At 30.8% G+C, this 6785-nt stretch carries 9 protein-coding genes; 2 read left to right on the forward strand and 7 right to left on the reverse strand.

The annotated features are described in order from the left end of the window. From AC1EUY_RS15700 to AC1EUY_RS15730, 7 genes are all read right to left on the reverse strand, one after another. A partial coding sequence (locus AC1EUY_RS15700; protein WP_480196510.1) for a Lacal_2735 family protein occupies positions 1 to 105 on the reverse strand: 105 nt, incomplete at its 3' end. Between the two features lie 60 nt (positions 106 to 165). Further along, positions 166 to 675 (reverse strand): glutathione peroxidase, encoded by a 510-nt coding sequence (locus AC1EUY_RS15705; RefSeq protein WP_480196502.1) that lies wholly within the window; start codon positions 673 to 675, stop codon positions 166 to 168. After that, positions 675 to 896 (reverse strand): hypothetical protein, encoded by a 222-nt coding sequence (locus AC1EUY_RS15710; protein WP_480196503.1) that lies wholly within the window; start codon positions 894 to 896, stop codon positions 675 to 677. The genes AC1EUY_RS15705 and AC1EUY_RS15710 overlap by 1 nt, the downstream gene beginning before the upstream one ends. Positions 897 to 998: 102 nt before the next feature. Further along, positions 999 to 2417: an SDR family oxidoreductase gene (locus AC1EUY_RS15715; protein WP_480196504.1), complete on the reverse strand. Its 1419-nt coding sequence runs from the start codon at positions 2415 to 2417 to the stop codon at positions 999 to 1001. Continuing rightward, positions 2414 to 3043 carry a flavin reductase family protein gene (locus tag AC1EUY_RS15720; RefSeq protein ID WP_480196505.1) on the reverse strand — a complete coding sequence of 210 codons (630 nt, stop codon included), beginning with the start codon at positions 3041 to 3043 and terminating at the stop codon, positions 2414 to 2416. Before AC1EUY_RS15720 ends, AC1EUY_RS15715 begins: the two co-directional genes overlap by 4 nt. 1 nt (position 3044) lies before the next feature. Then, on the reverse strand, positions 3045 to 4355 hold the full coding sequence (locus AC1EUY_RS15725; RefSeq protein ID WP_480196506.1) for an ABC1 kinase family protein: 1311 nt from the start codon (positions 4353 to 4355) through the stop codon (positions 3045 to 3047). After that, entirely contained in the window at positions 4352 to 5002 is a 651-nt protein-coding gene (locus AC1EUY_RS15730; RefSeq protein WP_480196507.1) for a TetR family transcriptional regulator C-terminal domain-containing protein, read from the reverse strand. The genes AC1EUY_RS15725 and AC1EUY_RS15730 overlap by 4 nt, the downstream gene beginning before the upstream one ends. A gap of 169 nt (positions 5003 to 5171) precedes the next feature. Here AC1EUY_RS15730 and AC1EUY_RS15735 point away from each other — a divergent pair, with 169 nt between their 5' ends. Together AC1EUY_RS15735 and AC1EUY_RS15740 are read left to right on the forward strand one after the other, a co-directional pair. Further along, positions 5172 to 6158 carry a fasciclin domain-containing protein gene (locus tag AC1EUY_RS15735; RefSeq protein ID WP_480196508.1) on the forward strand — a complete coding sequence of 329 codons (987 nt, stop codon included), beginning with the start codon at positions 5172 to 5174 and terminating at the stop codon, positions 6156 to 6158. Positions 6159 to 6241: 83 nt separating this feature from the next. Then, positions 6242 to 6775: a CIA30 family protein gene (locus tag AC1EUY_RS15740; RefSeq protein ID WP_480196509.1), complete on the forward strand. Its 534-nt coding sequence runs from the start codon at positions 6242 to 6244 to the stop codon at positions 6773 to 6775. The last annotated feature ends 10 nt before the right edge of the window (positions 6776 to 6785 follow it).

Genomic DNA, 6785 nt, shown 5'->3' on the forward strand with positions numbered 1-6785 from the left:
TTTAGAAGTAAGCAATTTTATTTTTTCTTGTATTTTTTCCGCTTCAGCATATTTTTTATCACTTTTTGCTCTATTAACAGTCGATAAACTATGCCAGTCTTTCATCAATTTCTCATATTTGGCTTGTAATTTTTCTACTTCACTTTTTAAATAGTCCGAACATCGTTATAAATGTTTTAAAATTTTCGAACTTAAAGGACTTGTTATTGAGTAGTAATAGTCGATGAGCTTACCATGTTCATCAACTAAGTATTTCTGAAAGTTCCATTTAACAGTAGAACTTTTATGCCCATTGATTGATTTTTTTGTTAACCACTCATATAAAGCATGTTGGTTTTGTCCTTTGACGTCAACTTTTTCAGTAATTAAAAAATCAACTCCGTAATTTCTCTCACAAAAGGTCTGAATTTCTTCAGCACCTCCTGGCTCTTGACTCCCAAATTGATTACAGGGTACGCCGATTATTTGTAGAGTGTTTTTATATTTTTCATGTAACTCTTGTAACTCTTTGTATTGCGGAGTAAAGCCACATTTTGAGGCTACATTAACAAAAAGCATTTTTTTGTCCTTAAAACTATTTAGGGCTATTGGCTTCCCTTCAAGCGAATTGATAGTTATATCATAAATAGATTGTGTAGGATTTGAACTTTCTGATTTTGAAAATATAGAAAACATTATACTCTGGGTACAATATTAAGTCGTTTCTCTACTTTTTGTTTAATAACGGTTAAACGTTTCATGATATCCATGATATCACTATCTTTTGTTTTCTTATAAATCTCGTTCAGCGAAAGGATTATTTCTTTTGCTTCACGTGAAATTTTTATACGATCACTAGTCGATAACGAGCGAAGTTTTCTCTTTTCAAATTCAAGTGCTCTTTCTATAATCTCCATATACTAACTGCAATATTTTGGGTTCAAACCTAATAAAATGTTTAATAAAATTATGTTAAAAAACATACAATATAATAAAATTTAATTATTATTGGATAAATACTATTTATTTATCAACGCATTAATCATTCCTTTAAAAACAAACGCATGAAACGGTAATACCATATACCAGTACAATCTACCCCAGACTCCTCTGGGTCTAAAAACTGCTCTTTGGTAAAGCTTATTTTTTACAATATGAAATTCTAACCACGCTTCGCCAGGTACTTTCATTTCTGCAAAAAGCAATAAGCGTTTTTGTTTTTTATCTGCTAATAATACTCGCCAGAAATCTAAAGGATCGCCTGGTTCTAGTTCACATTGATGAGTGCGTCCTCTTCGCAATCCTACACCGCCGAATAATTTATCAGCTAAACCTCTAAGTTTCCATAAAAAGTCATAACTATACCAACCGTTCTTACCACCAATACACCAAATACGCCGCATGGTATATGCCTCATCACTAATTACTCTGGTGCGAATATCTTTAAAACAACCAAATTTTGGTATTTCTATATGCTTATTCAATTGATCTTTAAAAACTCCACTACTTATGGCGTCTTTCCAACTAGAAATAACACTGTTCTGCTGAATTTTTTGAAAGGCTAGTTCTACAGATTGTTTGTAGGTGAGCGCATCAACATGTATGTACTTATCTATATCACTAGTCTTACCTATTACTTCAACTTTCATACTATCTACAAGTGTTTTGGCAAGTTGAAATGAAGTTGAAGTAACGAAAAATAACCAATATGATGAAAGTCTGGGCGTTAGCACTGGTAGTGTGACGATGTACCTCTTAAATTTTCTTACTTCTGCAAATTGTAAGAGCATTTCTTTGTATGTAAGTACTTCGGGACCAAAAATATCGTATGAATTATTATACAAGTTTTCGTTGCATTTTGCTTCTGAAAGATAGGTTAACACATCTCGAATTGCGATAGGTTGTGATTTGGTATTCAGCCATTTAGGAGTAATCATTATGGGTAGTTTTTCAACTAAATCACGAATAATTTCAAAAGAAGCACTACCACTTCCTACAATAATACCAGCTCTAAAGGTAGTTAAACCATAATTTTTTGATTGTAATGTTTTTTCTACTTGCAGGCGTGATTGTAAGTGCTTCGATAACGAACTATCATTTACGATACCACTCAAATAAATTACGTGTTTACAATTTGTTGCGCTAACAAGATTTTTAAAGTTAGCAGCACATTTCTCTTCCATTGATTCAAAATCTCCTTTATTGGTTGACATTGAATGTATTAAGTAATAAGCAACATCAATATCTTTGGGCACTGCTACATTCTTCGGTTTAAGAAAGTCTATTTTTATGAAGCTTACTGCTGTATGTTCTTCTATTTCGTAAGGTATTCTGTTCATATCGCGTACACAACACACTAGCGTATGACCTTCATCGAGTAATTTTAAAGCTAATCGTTTAGCTATATATCCGGTGGTGCCTGTGATTAAAATTTTCATGAATTTCCATTTATATTTTTAGGACGTTGATACCCAAATCGTCTCTTTAATTTAGGTATGGTATATCCGTCCAAACCATTAATACTGGCAACTTTTCCTTTTGAAAGGTTTATAAATCCGTCATCAGCTACTAATTGATTATCAACATAAATTTCTAAAATTTCCCCAACAATTAAGATAACATCATTTGCTTTTATATAATATTCTTCTACATATTTCATTGCCATTTGAACAGGTGAATGTAATACGAAAGGCGCATGAAAATCATTTTTGAATGTTTCTTCTAAATTTGTAATATCAAACTCAGAAATGTCTTTATCATATTTTGCAGATGTATGGTGCGCATCTTCTAAAATATCTTTAAAAATGTGATTTATAGTGTAGAATTTTGTTTCTTTTATGTTCGTATAGGTATGTCTGGGAACTGTGGTAGGGCGAAGTATGAATCCTAACAAAGGAGGATTCGATCCTAAATGAGTAACAGAACTAAATACGGCCACATTACTTTTTTCAGTTATAGATTTTGTACCTATTAAGTTTGCAGACTTATAACCAGAACAACTGTTAATGAGATTAATTTTATAGATATGTTCTAAATCATCTATCTGTTTTCTGGTGATATGCATATTAATACTTTGTAAAATTATCAATAACTATGTTCGGAGCTTTAATATCATACATAAGATTGTATAAGCCAAAAAAGGTTCTGTTGATGTAAATAAAATGTTTAGAACCACGATTGCCATTCATTTTTCGTAACTCGGTGTTTTTACTATATTTTTCTCCTAATTCAGAAATTTTATTAAAGAATTCATCGTTCGAAAAATCAAAAGATTGACTATGGAAAGGTTGTGTAAATAAATCTAACATCTCATGAAACATTTTTGAAAAGAATAGTATTTCTTCATCGCTATCATCTTTACGAAGAATTTCTAATTCATATAACTTGTTTTTAAAACGTTCTGGATCATTAATCGTTTCTTTACGTGATAATTCAAAATACGGTGTATAAAAATTCATAGGAATCTCTTTCATACAACCAAAATCAATAACAATAAGTTTATGATCTTTTGATACCAAAAAATTACCAGGATGTGGATCTGCATGTACTTTTTTTAAGCGATGTATTTGAAACATATAAAAATCCCACAGTGCTTGACCTATTTTATTTCTGGTACTAGTAGTGAGGTCTAATTTTGTGAATTCTGATAAGTGAATTCCTTCCATCCAATCCATTGTGATAATGCGGTCTGAAGAAAGATCTTCGTAATATTCAGGAAATTTTAAACCTTCAATGTGATGGCATGCTGTAACAATTTCTTTACTCTGCATTACTTCTAAAACATAATTTGTTTCTTCAATAAGTTTGTTTTCAACTTCCTTAAAGTATTTATCAGAATCTTTCCCTTTAATATTGAACATTTTTATAGCGATGGGTTTTACCATCGCTAAATCACTAGCAATACTTTCGGCAACACCTGGATATTGAATTTTAACGGCTAGTTTTTTTCCGTCTTTCTCTGCCATATGTACTTGGCCAATACTAGCCGCATTTACAGATTGAGCATTAAAACTATCAAACAATTCAGAGGGTGTTTTACCAAAATATTTGCGAAATGTTTTTATGACCAATGGAGGAGAGAGTGGTGGCACCGAAAACTGAGATAGTGAAAATTTTTCTACATATGCTCTTGGTAAGATACTTTTTTCCATACTCAACATTTGAGCTACCTTTAATGCACTTCCTTTTAATTCTTTAAGACTATCATAAATATCTTCAGCATTATTTCTATTGAGTTTCTCTTTAGCTTCAGCTTCTGAGCTTACCATTTTATCACCATAATATTTTAGGTAATTAACACCAACCTTGGCACCAGTAGTTACTAGCTTTGTGGCTCTTTGAATTTTTGAAGTAGGTATTTTATCTAACGATTTCATAGATTATTTTTTATTTTTTCATTGAATAAAAACTTCCCAAGGTCTATAAGACTTTCAAGAGGTTTTGTATTTATAAGGTCAAAGCTGGTATTGATAGATTTTTCTATAAAAATATCAGTCTTTTCTAATGAGGGTGATGTGTCTTCTATCCAAAATTTTAAGATTGCTAACAATTGCAACCAAGCTACTTCTTGTGTGATATTGCTTTTTGTTTTGTTTAAGGTACTATTTTTTAAATCAAAACTATCTATGTTTAAACTTATAATGTATTTAGTAAACATTTTTTTTAATCTAGATAATAGTTTTAATTCACTTAATCCTAATTTTTTAACAGATAGTAATACATATTCTCTGTTAGCAGCTAGTAATTCAAAAAAAGTATAATAGAAGCTGATTAATTTGTTTTTCGTATCAAAATTAATATAATCTTCACTATCATGTAACAAGCTAATAGTTTGTTCTATAAATGCCTTGTATATGTGTTTTTCAATATCATTTTTATTAGAAAAATAGTTTGAGAATGTGTCTAGTGTCATATTAGCATGCTTTAAAAATTCATCTAATGCAATATTCTTCTTACCCGTTTTAACTCTATAATTCATATAGAGTGAAACTATATTTTCTTTTGATACTTTTTTCTTCATCATTAAAGAATATTTTGTTAAAGCAAAGTTAATAAAAATATTTTTTGTTTAATTAATTTTTTAAAAGATTAAACATTTTATATATTTGTTGTGATGAATCACTAGCATAGTGTCAGAGTAAGCCGAAAATAGACATTAAAAAGGAGTAGGCAAAATCAAACAAAATTAACAGATGTTTTTAAAAAAAGTTGAATCGTTTTTCATTGTAAGTCTTGTATTTACATTTGTTCTATTCACGTCATGTAGTAATGACGACGACCCTACACCACCAGCTGCACAAGATATTGTTGACTTAGCTGCTTCAGTCGATGATTTAAGCTCTTTAGTTACTGCCGTTAAAAGTGCTGATCTAGTATCTGCATTAAAAGGTGATGGCCCATTTACGGTTTTCGCTCCTACCAATACAGCTTTTCAAGCATTACTAGATAGTAACTCAGAATGGAGTTCTTTAGGAGACATTCCTAAATATATTTTAACAAGTGTATTACTTTTTCATGTTGTAGAGGGTAGAATACAATCTGGTGACCTTACAGATACCTATGTGAACACATTAAGTACAGGACCAAATGATGAACCACTTTCTTTACAAGTTGAAGTGACTGGAGGTATTGAATTTAACGGTGATTCGAAGCCTGTATCAAATCTAATTGATATCACAGCTAGTAACGGCATAATGCACATAATAGATAAAGTTATGTTACCACCAAATATTATAACGTTAGCCTCGAATAACGGAGCGTTTTCAACACTTGTTGCTGCATTAACAGATAGTCGTCATACAACAGATTTTGTAAATGTGTTAACAGGATCTGGACCCTTTACAGTTTTTGCGCCTACAAACGATGCTTTTCAAGCTTTATTAGATTCTAATGATGACTGGAATGGCTTAGAAGACATACCAATAGCTACACTTGATGCAGTATTAAAATATCATGTTGTAAATGGTGTTAATGTTCAGGCAGATCAATTAACAAATGAACAAGTGGTTACGATGTTAGATGGAAATACCGTAACTGTAGATTTATCTGATGGAGCAAAATTATTGACGGGTAGTGAACAAACAGTTGATATTATAATTACTGATGTTCAAGGTACGAATGGTGTCGTACATGCTGTAAATGCTGTTTTACTACCACCTCCAGCAGAACCGGCAAAATAATATAGTAGTAGGGTTAGTATTATTTGAGAAGAGGTAGAGGTATTAAAATAAATGTTTCTACCTTTTCTATTAAAAACAAAAATATGAAATACTTATACTACATAATTATTACATTTATTCTACAAAGTTCAGAGATGATTATTTTTGATTTTACTAAAGATTCAGATATTTCAAATTTCAGCATTGTAAATGATGGGGTCATGGGTGGTTTATCATCTTCAGAAATTCGATTGAATGCTTCTGGCTTCGGGGTATTTAAAGGAACTGTTTCTCTAGAGAATAATGGCGGTTTTACCATGGTACAATATGATTGTAGTCTTGAGAATGTGAAAGCGTATAGACATATAATCCTGAAAATTAAAGGTGATGGTAAAGTATATCAATTCAGAGTAAAAGACAATAAAAGAAATTATTACTCTTTTGTGCAAAGTTTTAAAACTTCTGGAAAACTAGAAACCATTAAGCTTAAGTTATCTGATTTTTACCCTGCATTTAGAGGCAGAAAGCTAAAAATGAATAATTTTGATAAAAATAGTATAAATCAGATAGCTATTTTAATCGGTAATAAAACCCAAGAAAATTTTAGGTTAGAAATAGACGAAATCTTTTTAAAATAACTACAAATAA

This window comes from Maritimimonas sp. 2210JD6-3 (assembly GCF_056591795.1).